This window comes from Stenotrophomonas africana (assembly GCF_013004645.1).
Classification (GTDB): Bacteria; Pseudomonadota; Gammaproteobacteria; order Xanthomonadales; family Xanthomonadaceae; genus Stenotrophomonas; species Stenotrophomonas africana.
In genome coordinates, this window is the sequence record NZ_JABEME010000012.1 from 92,789 (window position 1) to 112,763 (window position 19,975).

General features: G+C 68.0%; 17 protein-coding genes. 10 read left to right on the forward strand and 7 right to left on the reverse strand.

Features of this window, described 5'->3' with window-relative positions; all coding sequences use genetic code 11:
* Nucleotides 1–3: 3 nt before the first annotated feature.
* The 4 genes from HLA98_RS18045 to HLA98_RS18060 all read right to left on the reverse strand — a co-directional run bounded on the left by HLA98_RS18045 (nt 4) and on the right by HLA98_RS18060 (nt 3,148).
* Nucleotides 4–1,464: an efflux transporter outer membrane subunit gene (locus tag HLA98_RS18045; RefSeq protein WP_057500770.1), complete on the reverse strand. Its 1,461-nt coding sequence runs from the start codon at nt 1,462–1,464 to the stop codon at nt 4–6.
* The gene (locus tag HLA98_RS18050) at nt 1,461–2,378 is read right to left on the reverse strand and encodes an efflux RND transporter periplasmic adaptor subunit (RefSeq protein ID WP_057500771.1); all 918 of its coding nucleotides are present in this window, start codon (nt 2,376–2,378) and stop codon (nt 1,461–1,463) included. The genes HLA98_RS18045 and HLA98_RS18050 overlap by 4 nt, the downstream gene beginning before the upstream one ends.
* On the reverse strand, nt 2,375–2,584 hold the full coding sequence (locus HLA98_RS18055) for a DUF1656 domain-containing protein (RefSeq protein WP_010487502.1): 210 nt from the start codon (nt 2,582–2,584) through the stop codon (nt 2,375–2,377). Before HLA98_RS18055 ends, HLA98_RS18050 begins: the two co-directional genes overlap by 4 nt.
* A gap of 108 nt (nt 2,585–2,692) precedes the next feature.
* Nucleotides 2,693–3,148 carry a MarR family winged helix-turn-helix transcriptional regulator gene (locus tag HLA98_RS18060; RefSeq protein ID WP_012481667.1) on the reverse strand — a complete coding sequence of 152 codons (456 nt, stop codon included), beginning with the start codon at nt 3,146–3,148 and terminating at the stop codon, nt 2,693–2,695.
* A gap of 614 nt (nt 3,149–3,762) precedes the next feature.
* On the opposite strand from HLA98_RS18060, the gene folE reads away from it, so the two are divergent.
* From folE to HLA98_RS18080, 4 genes are all read left to right on the forward strand, one after another.
* The gene (folE, locus tag HLA98_RS18065; RefSeq protein WP_004141296.1) at nt 3,763–4,374 is read left to right on the forward strand and encodes a GTP cyclohydrolase I FolE; all 612 of its coding nucleotides are present in this window, start codon (nt 3,763–3,765) and stop codon (nt 4,372–4,374) included.
* Nucleotides 4,375–4,486: 112 nt separating this feature from the next.
* Nucleotides 4,487–5,956: a DUF3375 domain-containing protein gene (locus tag HLA98_RS18070; RefSeq protein ID WP_049447085.1), complete on the forward strand. Its 1,470-nt coding sequence runs from the start codon at nt 4,487–4,489 to the stop codon at nt 5,954–5,956.
* Nucleotides 5,943–6,644 (forward strand): DUF4194 domain-containing protein, encoded by a 702-nt coding sequence (locus HLA98_RS18075; protein ID WP_005421303.1) that lies wholly within the window; start codon nt 5,943–5,945, stop codon nt 6,642–6,644. Before HLA98_RS18070 ends, HLA98_RS18075 begins: the two co-directional genes overlap by 14 nt.
* A 16-nt stretch (nt 6,645–6,660) precedes the next feature.
* Entirely contained in the window at nt 6,661–10,041 is a 3,381-nt protein-coding gene (locus tag HLA98_RS18080) for an ATP-binding protein (protein ID WP_049447083.1), read from the forward strand.
* Between the two features lie 106 nt (nt 10,042–10,147).
* On the opposite strand, the gene HLA98_RS18085 is transcribed toward HLA98_RS18080, so the two are convergent.
* The gene (locus HLA98_RS18085; RefSeq protein ID WP_057499386.1) at nt 10,148–10,927 is read right to left on the reverse strand and encodes a sulfite exporter TauE/SafE family protein; all 780 of its coding nucleotides are present in this window, start codon (nt 10,925–10,927) and stop codon (nt 10,148–10,150) included.
* Between the two features lie 101 nt (nt 10,928–11,028).
* Between HLA98_RS18085 and HLA98_RS18090 the strand changes: the two genes are divergently transcribed.
* Nucleotides 11,029–11,421, forward strand: a complete 393-nt coding sequence (locus tag HLA98_RS18090; RefSeq protein WP_057499378.1) for a YchJ family protein — start codon at nt 11,029–11,031, stop codon at nt 11,419–11,421.
* Between the two features lie 3 nt (nt 11,422–11,424).
* On the opposite strand, the gene HLA98_RS18095 is transcribed toward HLA98_RS18090, so the two are convergent.
* Nucleotides 11,425–12,705 carry a GGDEF domain-containing protein gene (locus HLA98_RS18095; protein WP_057499379.1) on the reverse strand — a complete coding sequence of 427 codons (1,281 nt, stop codon included), beginning with the start codon at nt 12,703–12,705 and terminating at the stop codon, nt 11,425–11,427.
* Nucleotides 12,706–12,855: 150 nt separating this feature from the next.
* Between HLA98_RS18095 and egtB the strand changes: the two genes are divergently transcribed.
* The 5 genes from egtB (at nt 12,856) to HLA98_RS18120 (ending at nt 18,182) form a co-directional block, all read left to right on the forward strand.
* Nucleotides 12,856–14,127, forward strand: a complete 1,272-nt coding sequence (gene egtB, locus HLA98_RS18100; protein WP_057499380.1) for an ergothioneine biosynthesis protein EgtB — start codon at nt 12,856–12,858, stop codon at nt 14,125–14,127.
* Entirely contained in the window at nt 14,124–15,098 is a 975-nt protein-coding gene (gene egtD, locus HLA98_RS18105; protein ID WP_057499381.1) for an L-histidine N(alpha)-methyltransferase, read from the forward strand. The genes egtB and egtD overlap by 4 nt, the downstream gene beginning before the upstream one ends.
* A gap of 84 nt (nt 15,099–15,182) precedes the next feature.
* Complete coding sequence (locus tag HLA98_RS18110) at nt 15,183–16,451, forward strand: lytic murein transglycosylase (protein WP_057499382.1); 1,269 nt, start codon at nt 15,183–15,185, stop codon at nt 16,449–16,451.
* Nucleotides 16,452–16,491: 40 nt separating this feature from the next.
* Complete coding sequence (locus HLA98_RS18115; RefSeq protein WP_057499383.1) at nt 16,492–17,358, forward strand: D-hexose-6-phosphate mutarotase; 867 nt, start codon at nt 16,492–16,494, stop codon at nt 17,356–17,358.
* A 50-nt stretch (nt 17,359–17,408) separates the two neighbouring features.
* Entirely contained in the window at nt 17,409–18,182 is a 774-nt protein-coding gene (locus HLA98_RS18120) for a DUF2628 domain-containing protein (RefSeq protein WP_057499384.1), read from the forward strand.
* 6 nt (nt 18,183–18,188) lie between these two features.
* On the opposite strand, the gene HLA98_RS18125 is transcribed toward HLA98_RS18120, so the two are convergent.
* Nucleotides 18,189–19,376 carry a benzoate/H(+) symporter BenE family transporter gene (locus tag HLA98_RS18125; RefSeq protein WP_057499385.1) on the reverse strand — a complete coding sequence of 396 codons (1,188 nt, stop codon included), beginning with the start codon at nt 19,374–19,376 and terminating at the stop codon, nt 18,189–18,191.
* Between the last annotated feature and the right edge of the window lie 599 nt (nt 19,377–19,975).

A 19,975-nucleotide genomic window follows, 5' to 3' on the forward strand; every position in this document is an offset into this window, starting at 1 on the left:
GGCTTACTTCGCTGCGGTCGAGGCGTGGGGCGCGGCAGCGCTGGCCTGCCAGCCGCCACCCAGCACCAGGAACAGGTGGATCTGGTCGCGCGAGACCTGCGCTTCGGCGGCGGCCAGGGTGGCATCGCTGGTGGCCAGGCTGCGGTCGGCATCCAGGCTGGACAGGTACGGCGTACGGCCACCCTGGTACAGCCGGCGGTTCTGCTCGGCGGCCAGCGCGGCCTGCTCCTGCGCGATGCGCAGCGACTGCAACCGGCGCAGATCCTGCGCATAGCGGTCCAGCGCGGTCTGTGTCTCGCGCAGTGCCTGCAGCACGGTGTGGTCGAACTCGGCCAGGGCCGCATCGGCCCCGGCTTCGGCGGCGTGGATGCGCGCGTGGGTGCCGGACGACGGCAGCGTCCACGAGATCAGCGGGCCGATCGACCATTGCTGGGTCATCGGCGTGCCGAAGTCCTCCAGCAGGCCGGCGGCACCGAGCGAGGCACCCAGGCGGATGTCGGGGTACAGCTCGGCGGTGGCGACACCAATCCGCGCGGTGGCCGAGGCCAGCTTGCGCTCGGCCTGGCGCACGTCCGGGCGGCGCTGCAGCAGCGCGCGGCCATCACCAACCGGCAACGGCTGCGCCAGGCCGGGGGCGTGCGCACAGTCGATCACGCCGGCCGGCAGCTGGCCCGGGGTCTTCCCGAGCAGGGCGGCCAGCGAATAGGCGGCTGCCGAGCGCTGCGCATGCAGCGGCGGCAGTGCAGCCTCCAGCAGCGCCACCTGGGCGTTGGCGCGGGCCAGTTCCGGCGGCGTGCCACGGCCCGCCGCGATCAGGCGCTCGGTGACCGTGCGGCTGCGCTGCTGCAGCTGCAGCGAATGCTCGGCCACGTACAGTTCGTGGTTGGCGTGGCAGATCTCCAGGTAGCTGTCGGCCACCTGCGCCACCACGCTGACCTGGGCCAGGTCGCGCGCAGCAGCGACCGACTGCTCGTCGGCACGCGCTGCTTCGGCGCCGCGCTTGAGCTTGCCGAACAGGTCGAACTGGTAGCTGACCGCGAACTTGCCATCGGCCAGGTTGATCACCGGCAGCTCGTGCTCCTGCAGGAACGATTCGGCCGACAGCTGCGCGCGGCTGACGCCGGCCTCGGCCTCGTACTCGAAGCCACCGGCGTCCAGCGCCTGTTCGTACACCGCCGCGGCACGACGCAGATGTGCATCGGCGGCCTTGAGCTCGACGTTGTCACGCAGCGCCTGGGTGATCAGGCCGTCCAGCACCGGGTCGTTGTACAGCGACCACCAGCGGTCGGGCAGCGCCTGGTTGGCGGCCACCTGCGGGTTCTGCGTATCGATGAAGGCGGCATTGGCCTCCGGGCGCTTGAAGGCCGAGCCTTCCGGCAGGGCGTAATCCGGGCCGACGGTCCTGCAGGCCGCCAGGCTGGCCAGCGCAACGATCAGGCCGAGACGGGGCAGGGCGGCGTTCACAGGCCCGCCTGTGTCGGCGCAGTGCCGGCCTTGTCGTTGTGCGGATGGCGGCCGGTGTCCACGGTCACCGTGGCGGTACGGCCGGCGATCAGTTCCACGCCCTTGGGTACTTCGTCGATGGCGATGCGCACCGGAATGCGCTGTGCCAGCCGCACCCAGTCGAAGGCCGGGGTCACGTTCGGCAGCAGGGTGCTGCCGTTGCTGCGGTAGCGGTCCTCGATGCCGGCGGCGATGCTCTCGACATGGCCGCGCAGCGGTGCCGATTCGCCCATCAGGCGGATGTCCACACGCTGTCCCGGGGCGACGCCGCGCAGGCGGGTTTCCTCGAAATAGCCATCGACGCGGAACGAGCCGGTATCCAGCAGTGCCAGCACCGGCTTGCCGACCACCACGTAGTCGCCTACGCGCAGGGTGCGGTCGTTGACCCGGCCATCGGCCGGTGCGCGCACCTCGGTACGCCCCAGGTTGAGCTCGGCCAGGTCGACCGCCGCCTGTGCGGTGGCCAGCGCAGCCTGTGCGGCCTGCAGCTTGGCGCGGCGCACTTCGGCGTCCTCGGCGGCGACCAGGTCCTGCAGGCTGCGGTCACGGCCGATCTCGCGGCGCAGCTGCGCCACCGAGGCCTGGCGCTCGGCCAGGCTGGCGCGGGCCTGCTCCAGCGCGATGCGGTAGCGGGCGCGGTCGACCACGAACAGCAGGTCGCCCTTCTTCACCGCCTGGTTGTCGGCCACCTGCACCGTTTCCACCAGCCCGGACACGTCCGGCGCCACCTGCACCACGTCGGCGCCGACATGGGCATCGCGGGTCCACGGCTCATCCATGTAATAGACCCACAGCTGGCGCAGTACCAGCAGGGCGATGATCACGGCTGCGCTGGTGAGCAGCACCGGCAGGGTCTTCTTCACGATCTTGTTCACGATTGCATCCAACGCAGGAGGTGGAACAGCAGGCCAAGCACGATCCCGTACAGGGCCAGGTTGAACAGCGCCGGGTGCCATACGTGGCGATAGGCGCCGGCACGCTGCAGCAGCGCGTGCAGGCCGCTGTTGACCAGGTAGGCCAACAACATCAACCCGAGCAGGGTCGGGACGAACACTCCGTGGAGACTGAATTCACCGGGCATCGGTAGGGGCGGGGGCGAGGTGGGGGAGGGGAGGAACAACGAAACAACAGCAACGGGTAAAAGCCGCTGGCGTGTGCACGGCAGCGGCGGTATTCGGGGGCAGCGGTCTTACGTGATGCGGTCGGCGGCCTCGGCCAGCAGGCGCCATGCCTTCAGCACGGCATGCAGTTCATCCATGGAAAGCTCGCCGAACACGTCCTGGCGCAGGCCGATCAACTGGTCTTCCAGCTCGCTGACCAGCGCATGGCCTGCGTCGGTCAGCCACAGCAGGTTGGCGCGGCGGTCGCTGGCGTCGCTCTCGCGGCGGACCAGGTCGCTGGCACACAGCTTGTCCAGCAGGCGTACCAGGGAGGGACCTTCCATGCCCAGCTGCTGGGCCAGCGCCACCTGACGGATGCCACCGCCGGAGCGGCCGATCATCAGCAGGGGCATGGTGCACGCGGTGGAGATGCCGTAGCTGCCGAGCCGGCTGTCGGCCAGGCGCTGCCACTGCCGCCCTGCGTACAGCAGGCCGGAGCTGAGCTGCATCTGCAGCACGGTGCGCTCGTCGAGGGGTCGGTCCATAAGAGATAGATAGGATACTACTAATTTCATTCCTATCAATGGCTTTTTATGAATGGGCGGGGTGTAGTGAGGAAAGCGTTGCGCCTGCTTGGTGTCGGGTGGGGCAGCGGGGGCCGGACGGTGCAGGACACGCCGTGAACCCATCCATGGGGGCTCGGCCGCGGCATCCCTGCCGCGGACGGTCCTGCCCCGCCCGGCCCCCGCTGCCCGCCCATCACCCCGTGGGCGCGGTGGGTTGGCTCTTTAAAGCGGGAGCAGATGCAGTGCGGACCAAGGTCCGCACCCACCAAAGCAGAAGAGACCACAGCAGCGGCCTGCGCACTTTCCGAAGCCATGACCCCCCCGCTCTTGACCCCGCTTTCGGGCGGTCCGGCCGCGCCCGCAGGAAACCGTCAGGGAGGGGGAGGGGCAGGCCGGGCAGGACCGTCCACGGCATGGATGCCGTGGCCGAGCCTACAGGGACGTACTTGCGGCGTGTCCTGCCTGGCCTGCCCCTCCCCCTCTCGCTCAGCTGCAACGAGGCGCCGGAAGAACCCCCGATGAACCGTCCCAACAGGACGACCCACCCCCCGGTCGGGTACGATGCTCGCCCCCCGTTCGGGACGCTGTACGCAATGAGCAAGAACAACGAAAAGGCCGCCCCGCAGGGCGACGTGACCCAGGACCAGGCCGAGGATGCCGTGCGCACCCTGCTGCGCTGGGCCGGCGAGGACCCGTCCCGTGAAGGCCTGCTGGATACCCCCCGCCGTGTCGCCGAAGCCTATGGCGACTGGTTCAGCGGTTACCGCGATGACCCGCGCGCCTACATGGAGCGGACCTTCGAGGAAGTGGCCGGCTACGACGAACTGATCGTCCTGCGCGACATCGAGTACGAAAGCCACTGCGAACACCACATGGCGCCGATCATCGGCCGCGTGCACGTCGGCTACCTGCCGGCCGGCAAGGTGGTGGGCATCAGCAAGCTGGCCCGTGTCGTCGAAGCCTATGCCCGCCGTTTCCAGGTGCAGGAAAAGATGACCGCACAGATCGCCCAGTGCATCCAGGATGTGCTGCAGCCGATCGGTGTCGGCGTGGTCGTCGAAGGCGCCCACGAATGCATGACCACCCGCGGCATCCACAAGCGCGGCGTCAGCATGGTCACCTCGAAGATGCTGGGCAGCTTCCGCGACGACGCGCGTACCCGCGCCGAGTTCCTGCGCTTCATCGAAGTGGGCGGCAAGCGCTGAGCCGCTTGCCCGCGCCCCGCCGGCCCCTGCGGGCCGGCATGCCCACGGCTGCCCGCGCGGCCGCCGTGGGCGGCTGCTCGTCCCCGCCAGCCCTCATGAATCCTTTCGCTGCATGAAGCACCGCGAACGCATCTCACGTTACCGCCATCTGCGCGAACAGCCCCAGTGGAAGCTGCTCGCCGCCGACCACGCTCCGGAAATCATCGGCCTGCTGCAGGGGCTGCTGATGGACGGCGAGCGCACGCTGTCGTCGTCGGTGCTCAACGAGCGCCTGCAGCGTGCGTTGGACCAGCTCAACGGCGACGAACTGTCGCGCGAGCTGCCGCGTACCGCGCAGGCCTACATCGCGCACTGGCTGGCCCAGGGCTGGCTGGAACGCCGCCTGCCCGAAGGCGCCGACCAGGAGCAGTACGAGCTGTCGACCGCGGCACTGCAGGCGATCCGCTTCGCCGATGGCCTGGAGCAGGCCCGCGTGGCCGCCACCGAAAGCCGCCTGGCGCTGGTCATCGAACAGCTCTCGCAGTTGGCCGCGCAGACCGAATCCGATCCGGACGCACGCCTGTCGGCACTGCGCGACGAGCGTGACCGCATCGACGCCGAGATCGCCCGCGTCGGCGCCGGCCGCGTGATCGCGCTGGATGGCAAGCGCGCGCTGGAACGTGCGCGCCAGATCATCGGCCTGGCCGACGAGCTGACCGAGGACTTCCGCCGCGTGCGCGACGACTTCGAGCAGCTCAACCGCGATTTCCGCGAACGCATCATCGACGACGAGGGCGAACGCGGGGACGTGCTGTCGCAGCTGTTCGAAGGCGTGGACGTGATCGGCGAGAGCGATGCCGGCCGCAGCTTCCAGGCGTTCTGGCGCCTGCTCAACGACGCCGAACAGAGCGCCCAGCTCGATGCCGCGCTGGAAGCGGTGCTGGCACGTGGTTTTGCGCGACGCCTGGACCGCAACGAACGCAACTTCCTGCGCGGCTTCACCAGCACCATGCTTGAGCGCGGTGGCCAGGTGCACGACGTGCTGCAGAACTTCGCGCGCAGCCTGCGCGGCTTCGTGCAGAGCCGTGGCTATCTGGAACAGCGCCGCCTCAACCAGCTGCTGAAGCAGGCGCAGTCCGAAGCGCTGGCCCTGCGCGACGAGTTCCCCGCACAGCGTGGCATCGGCCGTGACCTGCAGCTGACCACCAGCCGCCTGCGCTCGTGGTCGCAGTGGAGGCTGCACGATCCGCGCAGCGCCCAGGTCGATGGCAACGTCGAGTACAACGACGCCGCCGCGATCAGCCTGGAAAGCGTCGGCGATCTGGTCGCTTCATCCGAAATCGACTTCCGCACCCTGCGCCGCGACCTGCATGATCTGCTCGATGCACAGCCGCGGCTCAGCATCGCCCAGGCCCTGTCGCAGCGCGAAGCACCGCAGGGTCTTGGCAGCGTCATCGGCTACCTGTCGCTGGGCACGCGCTTCGGCAACGTGATCGCCGGTGAGCAGGAGCTTGCCGAATGGCGTGGTGGCGACGGCCAGGTCCGTCGCGCCCGCATCCCGCTGGTTTGGTTCACCCAGGAGAGACGCCATGAGCTGGCATGAAGATCCCATCGACGCACCGCAGGCCGACGTGGCGGAAGACGCCTACGAAGCCGAACCGGTGGCGGCCGTGGCGCAGCCCCGCCGTGGCAACGACGTGTACTACCTCGGCGATACCGGACGCCTGCCGCTGGACGCACGCCGCGCGCTGTGCCAGCTGCTGATCGGCCCCAGCATCGACCAGCTGCGCCACGCCAAGCTGTGGCCGGCACTGATCCGCAGCGAGGCGGCCATCCGCTCCTCGCTCGCGGACCTGTTCCTGGAACTGGTGCTCGACCGTGACAGCGGCGTGGCCTTCACCCGCCAGGCCGATACCGAAGACGTGGATGCGCCGGTGCTGCTGCGCACCTCGCCGCTGACCTTCATCGATTCGGTGCTGCTGCTGTACCTGCGCCAGCAGCTGGCCGAGGCCGATGCGCGCGGCAACCGCGCGGTGGTCGCCGATGCCGAGATGGCCGAAGCGCTGGCCATCTACGAAAAGAACCTGTCCACCGACCGCGCCGGCTTCAACCGCCGCGTCGCCTCGGCGGTGCAGAAGATGAAGGACAACCACATCCTGACCCGCCTCAGCGGCCAGGAAGACCGCCACGAAGTCTCGCCGGCGCTGAAGCTGCTGTTCTCCGCCGAAGACGTGTCCCAGCTCTCGGCGGTGTACCGCCAGCTGCGCGAAACCCCGGCCGCCGAGGCCTGAGAGACCCGACCATCGCATGGCTATCTCCAAGCACACTCCCGCCCTGTTCAACGAAGGCCTGCCGGACCCGCGCCTGCAGCAGTTCCGCATGCGCCGCCTGCAGGTGCACAACTGGGGCACCTTCAACGGCCTGACCGAAGTGCCGATCGCCGAGCGCGGCTTCCTGTTCGTCGGCCGTTCCGGCTCGGGCAAGTCGACCCTGCTCGATGCCATGTCCGCGCTGCTGACGCCGCCGGCCATCGTCGACTTCAACGCCGCCGCGCGTGAAGCCGAGCGCAGTGGCCGCGACCGCAACCTGGTGTCCTACGTGCGTGGCGCGTGGGCTGACCAGCAGGACAGCGGCACCGGCGAAATCGCCACCCAGTACCTGCGCAAAGGCGCGACCTGGACCGCACTGGTGCTGGAATACCGCGCCGGCGATGGCCGCGTGGTCAGCCTGGTGCGCCTGCTGTGGATCTCCGGCAATGGCACCTCGGCCGGCGACGTGCGCAAGCACTACATGATCGCCGAGCGTCCGTTCGACATCGCCAAGGATCTTGGCGGCTTCGATCTGGACCTGCGCAAGCTCAAGCAGAAGCTGTCCGACCTGCACCACTTCGACACCTTCTCCGGCTACGCCGAGCGCTTCCGTGATCTGCTCGGCATTGATAACGAGATGGCGCTGCGCCTGCTGCACAAGACGCAGTCGGCGAAGAACCTGGGCGACCTGAACGTCTTCCTGCGCGACTTCATGCTCGACACGCCGAAGACCTTCGACGCCGCCGAGCGCCTGGTCAGCGACTTCGCCGAGCTCGATGGCGCGCACCAGGCGGTGGTCACCGCCCGTCGCCAGGTGGAGACCCTGCTGCCGGCACGCGCCTACTACAACGACCTGAAGGAAATGCACCGCCGGCGTGGCGACGACGAAGCCCTCAAGCTCGGCGTCGACAGCTTCCGTGAAAGCCGCCGCCAGGCGCTGATCGAAGCGCGCCTGCGCGAGATGGACGTGCGTGACCGTGGCCTGCTCGGCGAAGAAGCCCAGCGCCGTGCCGCACTGGACAACCACACCGAGCGCCTGGCCGAGCTGGAACTGCAGCGCCGCCAGCAGGGCGGTGAGCGCATCGAGGAACTGGAGCGCGAGCAGGGCCGTGCCGAAGCCGAGCGCGACCGCCGCAAGGCCAAGCGCGAACAGGCAAGCCAGGCCGCCCAGCAGCTGCAGGCCGAACTGCCGGACGACGCCCACGGCTTCGCCGAACTGGTCGAGCGCGCGCAGAACGAACTGCAGGATCGCCAGCGTGCCTCTTCGGCGCTGGACGATGCGATCAGCGATCGCCTGGGTGGCAAGCGCGATGACGAGCGCCGCTTCGGCGAAGTCCGTGCGGAACTCGAAGCGATGCAGCGCACGCCCTCCAACATCCCGGCGCCGATGCAGAAGCTGCGCGCGCGCCTGGCCGAGGAAACCGGCATTGCCGAGGCGGCGCTGCCGTTCGTCGGCGAGCTGATCCAGGTCCGCTCGGAAGAGCAGGGCTGGCAGGGCGCCATCGAGCGTGTGCTGGGCGGCTTCGCGTTGTCGCTGCTGGTCGATGACAAGCATTACAACGACGTCGCCGAGTGGGTGAACCGTACCCACCTGGGCATGCGCTTCACCTATTACCGTGTGCGCCGCAACGACGATGCGTTTGCCCGTGAGCCGTCGGCGAAGTCGCTGCTGCACAAGCTGGAACTGCGCGAGCACGTGTTCGAAAGCTGGCTGCGCCGCGAGCTCGGCAAGCGATTCGACTACGAGTGCGTGGATGCCAAGCAGCTGCGCAACGTCGACCGCGGCATCACCCGCGAAGGCCAGGTCAAGCACCCGGGTGACCGCTTCGAGAAGGATGACCGCAGTGCGGTGGGCGACCGCCGTCGCTGGATCCTCGGCTTCAACAACCACGACAAGGTGGGCGCCTTCGAGCGTGAAGCACAGGAACTGGCCAAGCGTATCGCCAGCTGCGAGACCGACATCGCGCGCCTGCGTGGCCAGCGTGACCGCGACAACGAACGTCGCCTGGCCTGCCACGAGCTGGTCAGCATCAGCTGGAACGAGATCGACATCGCCGCCCCGCAGCAGCGCCTGACCGATATCGAGGCCACCCTGCGCGACCTGCGCGAAGGCAATGCGGACCTGGCCAAGCTGGCCAAGCAGATCGACGCGGTGCGCGCCGACATCGAGCAGGCTCGCCGTACCTATGAAGACGTCCGCGTCGAGCGCGGGCAGCTGGTCAAGGAGCGCGATCGCCTCGACCGCGCGCGACAGCAGAGCCGTGCGCTGGTGTTGCCGAGCCTGGCCCAGGAGCAGGAAGCCGGCCTTGCCGAGCGCCTGCAGGAACAGGGCCCGCTCAGCCTGGAAACGCTGGAAGCGCACATGCGCCAGGTCAGCAACGCGCTGAACGAGCAGCTGTCGTCCTCGCAGCAGGACCTCAACCGCATCGAGAACCAGCTGATCGGTTGCTTCCGCCGCTTCATCCAGCAGTGGCCGGAGGAATCGGGTGACTTCACCGTGTCGGTGGCGTCGGCCGAGGACTTCCTCGCACGCTTGGAACGACTCGAGCGCGATGGCCTGCCGCAGCACGAAGAGCGCTTCTTCGATCTGCTGCAGAACCAGAGCAAGAACAACCTGCTTGCGCTGCAGCGCCATAGTGCCGAAGCCCGCAAGTCGATCGGCCAGCGCCTGGACGAAGTGAACGCCAGCCTGGAGCAGGTGCCGTTCAACCGTGGCACGCTGCTGACCATCGAACTGAGCGACCGTCGCCTGCCGGAAGTCGGCGAGTTCCACCTGCAGCTGCGCGAGGTGCTGTCGCAGCAGCAGACCGAGCAGCGCGAGCTGGCCGAATCGCAGTTCACCGTGCTGCGCCAGCTGGTCAACCGCCTCGGCTCGCAGGAAGGCGAGGACAAGCGCTGGCGCGAGCTGGTGCTGGACGTGCGCATGCATGTGGAGTTCATCGGTGTCGAGCTGGATGCGGAAACGCGCCAGCAGGTCGAGATCTACCGCAGCGGCGCCGGCAAGTCCGGTGGCCAGCGCCAGAAGCTGGCCACCACGTGCCTGGCGGCAGCGCTGCGCTACCAGCTCGGCGGCGCCGACAGCCAGCTGCCCAGCTACGCCGCTGTCGTGCTCGACGAAGCCTTCGACAAGGCCGACAACGAGTTCACCGCGCTGGCGATGAACATCTTCGACAACTTCGGCTTCCAGATGGTGGTCGCCACCCCGCTGAAGTCGGTGATGACGCTGGAACCGTTCATCGGTGGCGCCTGCTTCGTCGAAATCAGCGGCCGCCACGATTCCGGCGTGCTGTTGATCGAGTACGACGAAGAAGGCAAGCGCCTGAAGCTGCCCGAGCGCAGCCGCCAGCAGGCCAACGAACCGGAAGAAGCAGAGGCCTGAGCGCCTCGGTCCATCTACCTGTAGAGCCGAGCCATGCTCGGCTGCTCTTCGCGATGGGAAACCGTGTGCCAACCAAGGTTGGCACCTACCGGGTCATGAGGCGCATTCACGCCCCGCGGAACGTATCCCACGCCATCCGCGCGATCAGTACCACCACCAGCCCCACGAACAGCTTGCGGATGAACGGCGTGCCGCCCTTCAGTGCCAACCGCGTGCCCACGACCGAACCCATGATGTTGGCCGCGGCCATCGGCAGCGCGAACAGCCACAGGATGTTGCCGGTCGGTACGAAGAACGAGATCGCTGCCACGTTGGTCGCCAGGTTCACCACCTTCGATGCCGCCGAGGCGCGCAGGAAATCCAGGCCGAAGAAGCGCACGAACAGGAAGATCAGGAAGCTGCCGGTGCCCGGCCCGAAGAAGCCATCGTAGAAGCCGATCGCCGCACCGATCGCCAGCGCGATCACCAGCTCGCGGCGACCGATCTCCTGCGGCCGGTGCAGCGCGCCGAAGTCCTTCTTCCACAGTGTGTAGGCCAGCATCGCGATCAGCAGCACCAGCACCAGTGGGCGCACCGCGTCCTTGGGCAGCAGGCTTACCGCAGTGGCTCCGGCGAAGGAGAAGATGAAGGCCGTACCGGCCGCGAACAACACCGGCTTCCACGGGAAGCGCACGTTGCGCGCATAGCGCCAGGCAGCCGCACCGGTACCGAACATCGAACTGAACTTGTTGGTACCAAACAACATCGCCGGCGTCTGCTGCGGCAGCACCGTGAACAGGCCTGGCAGCTGCACCAGGCCACCGCCACCCACGGCGGCGTCCACAAGACCGGCGATGAAGGCGATCACCACCAGCCACCACAACTCAGGGGGAATCAGTTCCAGCACGGCGATCAATCAAGGTGGGGGCGCGACAGCATACGCCTGTCCTGTACCGGCGACCCGTGCCGTACGTGGATCGATCCGTGCAACCCGGCGACAATACGGATATGAGCAAAAAACCTGCCGATCCCTGTCCCTGCGGCCTGCCCGCCGACTATGCGGCCTGCTGCGGCCGCTTCCACGCCGGTGAAGCCGCGCCGGATGCCGAGCGCCTGATGCGTTCGCGCTACAGCGCCTATGCACGGGGCCTGGCCGACTACCTGCGCCAGAGCTGGCATCCGGACACGCGTCCGGCCGAGCTGTCGCTGGATGATGCGCCCGGCCAGCGCACGCATTGGCTGGGCCTGACCGTGCACGAGCACACCGTCACCGGCGCCGGCAGCGCCGAGGTCCGGTTCACCGCGCGCTACCGGGTGGGCGGCGGCAGCGCGGTGAAGATGACCGAGCACAGCCGCTTCCTGCGCGTCGACGGCCGCTGGTACTACCTCGACGCGGTCTGAGCCTCAGCCAGCGCGTACTGCCAGCACGTCCTGTTCGGCATACGCGCGCACCTGGTTGCGGCCGCCGTCCTTGGCGACATACAGCGCCTGGTCGGCGGCCTTGACCACGGCCGCCGGGCGCGGACCGACGCGACTGTCGGCCAGACCGATGCTTACGGTTACCTGCACTACCTGTCCGCTGCCGCCGCGCCCGCGCTGCTGGCGCCCGGCGTCATCGTCGCGGCTGCGGGTGCTGCGGTCACGCAGCTGCATGCGGGTGTCCTCGATGCTCTGCCGCAGGGCCTCCACGGCATCGACACAGGCTGTTGCCGGACGGTCCAGGAACACCACCGCGAACTCCTCGCCGCCATAGCGGAACGCACGACCACCATCGCCTACCCGCGCCAGCCGCGAGGCCACCAGGCGCAGCACGTCGTCGCCGGTGTCGTGGCCGTGGGTGTCGTTGAACGATTTGAAATGGTCCACGTCCACCATCGCGATGCTGTAGGTGCCGCGTGCCCGCTGCAGGGTCTCGTTGAACGCGCGGCGCCCGGGCAGGCCGGTCAGCTCATCGCGGAAGGCCATGTGGAAGGACTCCTGCAGCATCGCGCCCAGCATCAGCAGCAGGGCCGCGCTGCTCAGTGCCGGCAGCAGCACCGGCTGCAGGAACACCCTCGGCAGCATCCACCACAGGCACAGCAGGGCCAGCAGCATCGCCGTGTGCAACGGGCGCGGATGCCGCCAGGCCTGCCCGCCCAGCGCGGCGGTTGCCAGCAGGAACAGCAGCGCTGGCAGCTGCGCCAGCGCGTTCCAGTCGACCGGGATCCACGCCCAGTGACGGTTCGACAGCAGATCGTGCATGCCGCGCGGCTGCTGCGTGGCCAGCAGCAGGAAGATCAGCAGTGCCGTGCCGCTGGCGACGGAGCGCAACAGCAGGTCGTGGCGGCGCCGCCCGCGCTCCGGCCACAACGACAGGCCGGCGAACAGCAATGGCAGCCACGCCGAGATGGCATGGAAGCGCAGCGGTGTCAGCGCGCCGACATGGCCGCTGCGCAGGTAGCCGCCGACATCCTGGTGCAGCAGCGCGAACATGACCGCCACCACCAGCAGCAGGCACAGCGAACGTACCTGGTGGTAGAGCAGGGCAAGGCCGGCGCCGAGGCAGGCCAGCAGCCAGGGCAGGATGCGCTGCGCCGGGCTGGCCACATCTGCGGTATCCAATGCGGTCCATACCACCACGGCAACCAGCAGGGCGGGCAGCACGAACAGGTAGTGCGCAGGCTGGCGGAGCGGATGCAGGGGCAAGCAGGAATTCCAGCGCGGTGACGACGCGGCCGCAGCATTGCCGTTAGCGGCGTTCGGGCCGGCTTCTTGAATGCGGCAGGCTCATCCATGTGAACGAAGTGACGCCGAACCATGACATCGCACTCACCGTCCAGCGCCGATGCTGACCCCATGGACAGCGTACCCGCCGCCGTCGCTGCCCCGCAGCACGATCTCGCCCACCAGTTCGCACGCGTGCGCGCGCGCAGCATGCAACTGGCCTCGCCGCTCAGCGCCGAGGACGCCATGTTGCAGAGCATGGCCGACGCCAGCCCGAGCAAATGGCACCTGGCCCACACCACCTGGTTCTTCGAACGCTTCGTGCTGGCGGGCTTCGCTGCTGCATCGGCGCATGACCCGGCCTGGGATTACCTGTTCAACAGCTACTACAAGAGCATCGGGCCGGCGCACGCAAGGCCGCAGCGTGGGCTGCTGTCGCGGCCATCGCTGCAGCAGGTGCGCGACTACCGCCAGCAGGTCGATGCACAGGTGCAATCGCGGCTGGCGGCAGGCGACCTTGATGAGCAGGCGCTGCAGCACCTGCAGCTGGGCCTGCAGCACGAACAGCAGCACCAGGAGCTGCTGCTCACCGACATCAAGCATGCATTCTGGTGCAACCCGTTGCAGCCCGCCTACCGCGAGGACCTGCAGCCGGCCACCAGCGCTGTCAGTGCGCAGGGCTGGATCGAATCACCCGAGCGCATCGTCACCATCGGCGCCGCAGCCTGGCCGCAGCACACCGCCTTCGCCTACGACAACGAATCGCCAGCGCATCGCGTGCTGCTCCCCGCGCACGCACTGGCCGAGCGCCCCGTCAGCAATGCCGAGTACCGTGCCTTCATCGATGCCGGCGGCTACCGCGAGCCGCGCTGGTGGCTCAGTGAAGGCTGGGCAGTGCGTGAAGCCGAGGACTGGCGGCATCCGTTGTACTGGGATGACACCCTGCAGCGCGAGTACACCCTGGGCGGTTGGCGCGAACTGGACCCGCATGCGCCGGTCTGCCACCTCAGCTACTACGAGGCCGATGCCTTCGCCCGCTGGGCCGGCGCGCGCCTGCCCAGCGAATTCGAGTGGGAAGCCGCTGCCGCGTCGCAGCCGCTGCGCGGCCATTTCGCCGATGACGATCGGCTGCACCCGCAGGCAGCGCCGGGCAGTGGAATGCGGCAGCTGTTCGGCGATGTCTGGGAATGGACCCACAGTGCGTATGGCGCCTATCCGGGCTTCCGCCCGTTCGCCGGTAACCTCGGTGAATACAACGGCAAGTTCATGTGCGGGCAATGGGTGTTGCGCGGCGGCAGCTGCGTGACGCCCCGCGGCCATGTGCGCGCCAGCTACCGCAACTTCTTCATGCCTCCGGCGCGCTGGCAGTTCTCCGGGCTGCGCCTGGCCAGGGACCTCGCATGAGTACGGTGCAGGACGCGCTGCAGGCGCTGACCGATCTCACCCCCGGGCGCCAGCAGATACTGGCTGACGTGGTGGCCGGGTTGTCGCGCACGCCCCGGCAGCTGCCGTCCAAATATTTCTACGATGCACGTGGCTCGCGCCTGTTCGAGCAGATCACGCAGACCCCCGAGTACTACCCCACGCGCACCGAACTGGCTCTGCTGGCGCGTGTGCTGCCGGACATCGCCCGCACCGTTGGCCCGCGCCTGCACGTGGTGGAGCTGGGCAGCGGCAGCGGACGCAAGACCGCGCTGCTGCTGGCCGCCCTGCACGATCCGGTGGCCTACACGCCGATTGAAATTTCGCGTGCCGCGCTGCTGTCCAGCATCGATCATCTGGCACCGGCACTGCCCCAGGTGGAGATGCTGCCGGTCTGCGCGGACTTCACCCGTCCCGTGGCCGTACCCATGCCCGAACGCGAACCCGCGCGACGGCTGCTGTTCTTCCCCGGTTCCACGCTGGGCAACTTTGAAGGCGAAGACGCGGTCGCACTGCTGCGGGCGATGCGCCAGACAATGGGCCGCGACGGCCTGGCCCTGGTCGGCATCGACCTGCACAAGGACCCGGCGCTGATCGAGGCGGCGTACAACGATGCGCAGGGCGTCACCGCCGCATTCACTCTCAATCTGCTGGCGCGCCTCAACCGTGAGATCGGCAGCGACTTCGACCTCGACGGCTTCCGCCACCGTGCTCATTACAGCATCGCGCGGCTGCGCATCGAAACCGATCTGGTCAGCCGCTGGGCGCAGGATGTGCATCTGGAGGGACGCACCTTCCACTTTGCCGCCGACGAACCGATTCGCGTGGAGTACAGCCACAAGTACACCGACGACAGCTTCGAGGCCTTGCTGCAGGAGGCAGGACTGCAGGTCACGCAGCGCTGGAATGCCGACAGTCCCGCCTACGGCCTGCGCCTGCTGCGTGCCACCTAGGGCGGACGGCCAGCCGGTGCCCCTTCAGGTTCAGCAGCACCGCTACCCCTAAGATGGCCGTGCAACGGCAACACGGAGGACGCCATGCCCATTCTGACCACGCTCGGCCTGGCGGCCGCTCTCGCCGCGCCCCCCGTGCTGCCTGCAGCATCCGATGCCAGCGTCGATCCGGCCTTCAGCCGCTGCCTGGCGGGCCTGCAGGCCACGGCCGCCAGCCAGGGCATCAGCGCCGACCGCTTCAATGAGATCACCGCCGGCCTCACCCCGGACCCCAGCGTGCTCGGCCTGCTCGATGCGCAGCCGGAATTCACCACGCCGATCTGGGACTACCTGGCCGCGCTGGTCGATCGCCAGCGGGTGGCTGATGGTCGCGGGATGCTGCAGCAGCATCGCGATCTGCTCGATCGGGTGTCGGCGCAGTACGGCGTCGACCCGGCCACCATCGTCGCGGTCTGGGGCGTGGAGAGCGACTACGGTCGCGTGTTCGGCAAGCGCCCACTGCTGCAGTCACTGGCCACGCTGTCCTGCGCCGGCCGTCGCCAACCCTTCTTCCGCGGTGAACTGCTGGCCCTGCTCAAGCTGATCGACCGCGGCGACCTGCAGGCACAGGGGCTCACCGGCTCCTGGGCCGGTGCCTTCGGGCATACGCAGTTCATGCCCAGCACCTATGCACGCATCGCCGTGGACGGTGATGGCGATGGCCGCCGCGATCTGGTCGGCAGCATTCCCGATGCGCTGGCCTCCACCGCCAACTACCTCAAGCGCGCCGGCTGGCGCAGCGGAGAGCCGTGGGGCACGGAAGTCCGCGTTCCTGCGGGCTTCAACGCCAGCCAGGCCGGCCGCACCCAGCGTCGCGCCCTGGCCGACTGGCGTGCGCAGGGTGTGACCGCGCTGGATGGCAGCGCGTTGGCTCCGGCCAACCTGCCGGCGGATGCGCGCGCCGCCCTGCTGCTGCCGGCAGGCAACAAGGGCCCGGCATTGCTGGTGTTCCGCAACTACGACGCGATCTACAGCTACAACGCCGCCGAAAGCTATGCGCTGGCGATCGCGACACTGGCTGACCAATTACGTGGCGGCAACGGGTTGGCCACTGCCTGGCCGACCGACGACCCGGGCCTGGGCCGCGATGAGCGCCGCCAGCTGCAGACCCTGCTGCTGGCCCGTGGCCACGACATCGGTGCCGCCGACGGCATGATCGGTACCGCCACGCGTCGCGCGATCCAGAGCGAGCAGCAGCGTCTGGGCTGGAGCGAGGTGGACGGCCGCGCAGGTCAGCGTATCCTGCGCACGCTGCAGGAAGAGGCGGCCGCCACCGCGCCCGCCGGGCAGAAGGCCTTGCCGGCGGCACGTTGACCGCGACATCATCGCCGCGGTCTTCAAGGAGCGTCATCGCATGCAGTCGAATCCGGACATCAGCGCCGGCCTGTATCACGGCCTGGAGGCCTGGCAGGTGCGAACCGCCAACGCCACGGCGGTCGTCAGTGTGTTTGGTGGCCAGCTGCTGTCGTTCATTCCCGATGGGCAGCCCGATCTGCTGTGGCTTTCGCCCACGCGCGCCGAGCTGCCCACGCCCATCCGCGGTGGCGTGCCAGTGTGCTGGCCGTGGTTCGGCCGCCAGGGCCAGAGTGCCGATGTACCGGCGCATGGCCTGGTACGTACCGCGCGCTGGGAGCTTCTGCAGGCCAGCCAGAGCGATGACGGTGAAGTCGAGCTGCAGTTGGCGCCTGCGCCCTGCGCCGATCCCGGCCTGCGTCTGCAGATGCAGCTGCGCATCGGCCGCCGGCTGCGCCAGCAGCTGGTCACCGAGAACACCGGAACCTCGCCGGTGACCTTCACCCAGGCCCTGCACAGCTATTTCCGGGTGGGCGATGCCAACCAGGTCGAGGCCGAGGGCCTTGATGGCCTGCAGTACCTGGACAAGTACGAGGACTATGCGCAGCTGCGCCTGCAACAGGGACCGTGGTCATTGCGCGATCCGCGTGATCCCGGTCGCAGCGATCGCATCTATACCGGTGCCGGCGGCCATTACGTGCTGCGTGATCCCGTACTGCAGCGGCGGATCGAGATCCGCAGCGAAGGCAGCCAGACGCTGGTGGCCTGGAATCCCGGCGCCGAGGCCGCAGCCAGGATGTCCGATGTCGGCGATGGCTGGCACGATTACGTCTGCCTGGAAGTGGCCAACGCCGGCCCGGAGCAGATTACGCTTGCGCCAGGTGCGCGCCATCAGCTGGTGCAGACCCTGGCCAGCGCCGCGCTGTAGGCGCTGGCAGCGATTTCAGTTTGTCGATGCAGGTAGCAAGGACGGAAAACATGCAGGAAGCACAGTGGTGGTACGCCAATGGCAGGCAGAGCAGTGGGCCGGTGGATCTGGCCGGTCTTCGCCAGCTGCAGCGGGAAGGGACGGTTACGGCGCGCACGCTGCTCTGGTGCGAAGGCATGCCCTCGTGGCGGCCGTTGGCGGAACTGGAGCAGGCGTCCACGCCCATCGAGGTAGCTCCGGTCCCGGATATCGACGCAGCCCCTGCGGTTGAGGGCATTGCGGCGAGTGTCGGCGATCCGTCCGATCCCTATCGTGCGCCGGTCGCTGTACCGGATAGGGCCGTGGCTGCCGGGCTGGAAGGCGAAATGGCCTTGTACGCCAGCGTGGTCGGCGGCAACTTCCCGATCTATCGCCAGCGCTGGCGGCTGGATCAGGGCATTGCCACGGGCAGTGGCACCTGGCACTGGCCGGCCTTCCTGCTCGGCCTGATCTGGATGATGTACCGCAGGATGTACCGCCTGGCGGCGATGTGGGCCGGCCTGCTGCTGCTGATCAGCATGGTGGAGACCCTGCTGGATGTGCCGGATGGCCTGTCGCTGGTCATCACCTTCGCGCTCAGCATCACCACCGGCATCTTTGGCAACAGCTGGTACCTGGCACACTGCCAGCGCCTGATCGCCCAGGCCCGTGCCGTCACCGGCGGCGATGACGCACGGCTGCGCAGCGAGCTGACCGCACGCGGCGGCACCAGCGTGATCGCCACGCTGGTCGCCATCGTCATCGCGGTGGTGCTGAGCATCGTGGGTGCCGCATTGGCAGGGTAGGGCAGGTCAACGGCCCTGATGGGGCCGCAGCACCAGCAGGCACAGCGCACCGGCGACCAGGCCCCAGAACGCCGAGCCGATGCCAGCCAGTGAGACGCCCGAGGCGGTGACCAGGAAGGTGACCAGTGCCGCCTCGCGGTCCCGCTCTACCGCCAGCGCACTGGCCAGGCTGTTGGCGATGGTGCCGAACAGCGCGATACCGGCCACGCACGCCACCAGTTCCTTCGGGAAGGCGGCGAACAGTGCGGCCACGGTGGCACCGAACAGGCCGATGACGATGTAGAAGGCACCTGCCGCCATGGCGGCGGTATAGCGTCGTGCCGGGTTCTCATGCGCATCGCGGCCCATGCAGATCGCCGCGGTGATTGCTGCCAGGTTCAGCGCGTACGCACCGAACGGTGCCAGCAGCGTATTGACCACACCGATCCAGCCGATCAGCGGCGACACCGGGGCGTCGTAGCCGGATGCCCGCATCACCGCCACGCCCGGAATGTTCTGCGAGGCCATGGTGACCACGAACAGGGGCAGGGCGATGCCGGCCACCGCAGTCCAGGACAAGGATGGGGTCACCCATTGCGGTACCGCCAGCTGCAGCTGCACCTGCTGTGCGTGCAGCAGGCCACGGCTGGCCGCGACCGCGATGCCGACCAGCAGGGTGGCGATGACCGCATAGCGCGGGAACAGGCGGCGTCCGGCCAGCCAGGTGGCGAACATTGCCAGCGCCAGTATCAGTTGGGTGTTCATGGCCACGAACACGTCCAGACCGAAGCGCAGCAGCACCCCGGCCAGCATGCCGGCGGCCAGCGCCATCGGCACCCGCTGCATCAACCGGGCGAAGATGCCGGAGAAGCCTGCCAGCATGCCCAGCACCGCGGCGAGCAGGAAGGCACCGGTGGCTTCAGCAAGCGAGGCGCCACCGGCACCGACCACCAGCATCGCCGCGCCCGGTGTCGACCATGCGGTCACCACCGGCACGCGATAGCGCAGCGACAGCCCGATGCAGGTGACACCCATGCCCAGTCCCAGTGCCCACATCCATGAGGCGATCTGTGCCTGGTTGGCACCGACGGCTTGTGCAGCCTGGAACACGATGACGGCCGAACTGGCGAAGCCGACCAGCACAGTAATGAAGCCGGCAACGAGGGCCGGTACTGAAAGGTCGCGCCACCACGCTTGCCGCACCTGCATGTTCATTGCGGTCTCTCCACTGTGCATCCGTGCATTGATAGCCCTTGTGGCGTTGACCGCGCAACGCGCGGGCAACGCCACAGTGATCTTCGAGCGTACGTCATGCGTGAGGTCGCGTTGGTTCTGTCATCACCCTGCAAAAAAATGCTTGACGAAATCTGCAGGATCTCTAGAATTCGCTCCCTTGCTGCAGCGCACCGCTTCTTCGGAAACGGCACGCAAGCAGCAACGCCACCACCGACGAACGAGATGATCGAACGAAGGTGTTGACGGACTCGAAAAGTCCGGCATAATAGGCGGCTCGCAACGACGAAAGACCTTCGGGTCCAACGACGAAGCAGCATCGGCAACAACGTCCACCCCGGTGAGACGGCCTTGAAAAAAGGTGTTGACGAAGCGGAAAAGCCGGCTATAATGGGCGGCTCGCTACGAAGGAAACTTCGCGGCACACGGGAACGGCGCTGAGGCCACTTCCCCGGATCTTTGAAAGTATGCGCAGGTATCTTGTGAAGGCGCCTGCAGGAAGGATGATTGTCCATCTTGCAGACGTTTGATCAAGCAACTATTAATTGTTTTAAAGCAAGCGATACGTTGCCAGAATCAAT

Bases quoted from the DNA above. Each gene is read 5' to 3' on its own strand.
- HLA98_RS18055 (WP_010487502.1), bottom strand. From the start codon at position 2,584: ATGCCCGGTGAATTCAGTCTCCACGGAGTGTTCGTCCCGACCCTGCTC.
- HLA98_RS18060 (WP_012481667.1), bottom strand. From the start codon at position 3,148: ATGGACCGACCCCTCGACGAGCGCACCGTGCTGCAGATGCAGCTCAGC.
- folE (WP_004141296.1), top strand. From the start codon at position 3,763: ATGAGCAAGAACAACGAAAAGGCCGCCCCGCAGGGCGACGTGACCCAG.
- HLA98_RS18070 (WP_049447085.1), top strand. From the start codon at position 4,487: ATGAAGCACCGCGAACGCATCTCACGTTACCGCCATCTGCGCGAACAG.
- HLA98_RS18075 (WP_005421303.1), top strand. From the start codon at position 5,943: ATGAGCTGGCATGAAGATCCCATCGACGCACCGCAGGCCGACGTGGCG.
- HLA98_RS18080 (WP_049447083.1), top strand. From the start codon at position 6,661: ATGGCTATCTCCAAGCACACTCCCGCCCTGTTCAACGAAGGCCTGCCG.
- HLA98_RS18090 (WP_057499378.1), top strand. From the start codon at position 11,029: ATGAGCAAAAAACCTGCCGATCCCTGTCCCTGCGGCCTGCCCGCCGAC.
- egtB (WP_057499380.1), top strand. From the start codon at position 12,856: ATGGACAGCGTACCCGCCGCCGTCGCTGCCCCGCAGCACGATCTCGCC.
- egtD (WP_057499381.1), top strand. From the start codon at position 14,124: ATGAGTACGGTGCAGGACGCGCTGCAGGCGCTGACCGATCTCACCCCC.
- HLA98_RS18110 (WP_057499382.1), top strand. From the start codon at position 15,183: ATGCCCATTCTGACCACGCTCGGCCTGGCGGCCGCTCTCGCCGCGCCC.
- HLA98_RS18115 (WP_057499383.1), top strand. From the start codon at position 16,492: ATGCAGTCGAATCCGGACATCAGCGCCGGCCTGTATCACGGCCTGGAG.
- HLA98_RS18120 (WP_057499384.1), top strand. From the start codon at position 17,409: ATGCAGGAAGCACAGTGGTGGTACGCCAATGGCAGGCAGAGCAGTGGG.
- HLA98_RS18125 (WP_057499385.1), bottom strand. From the start codon at position 19,376: ATGAACATGCAGGTGCGGCAAGCGTGGTGGCGCGACCTTTCAGTACCG.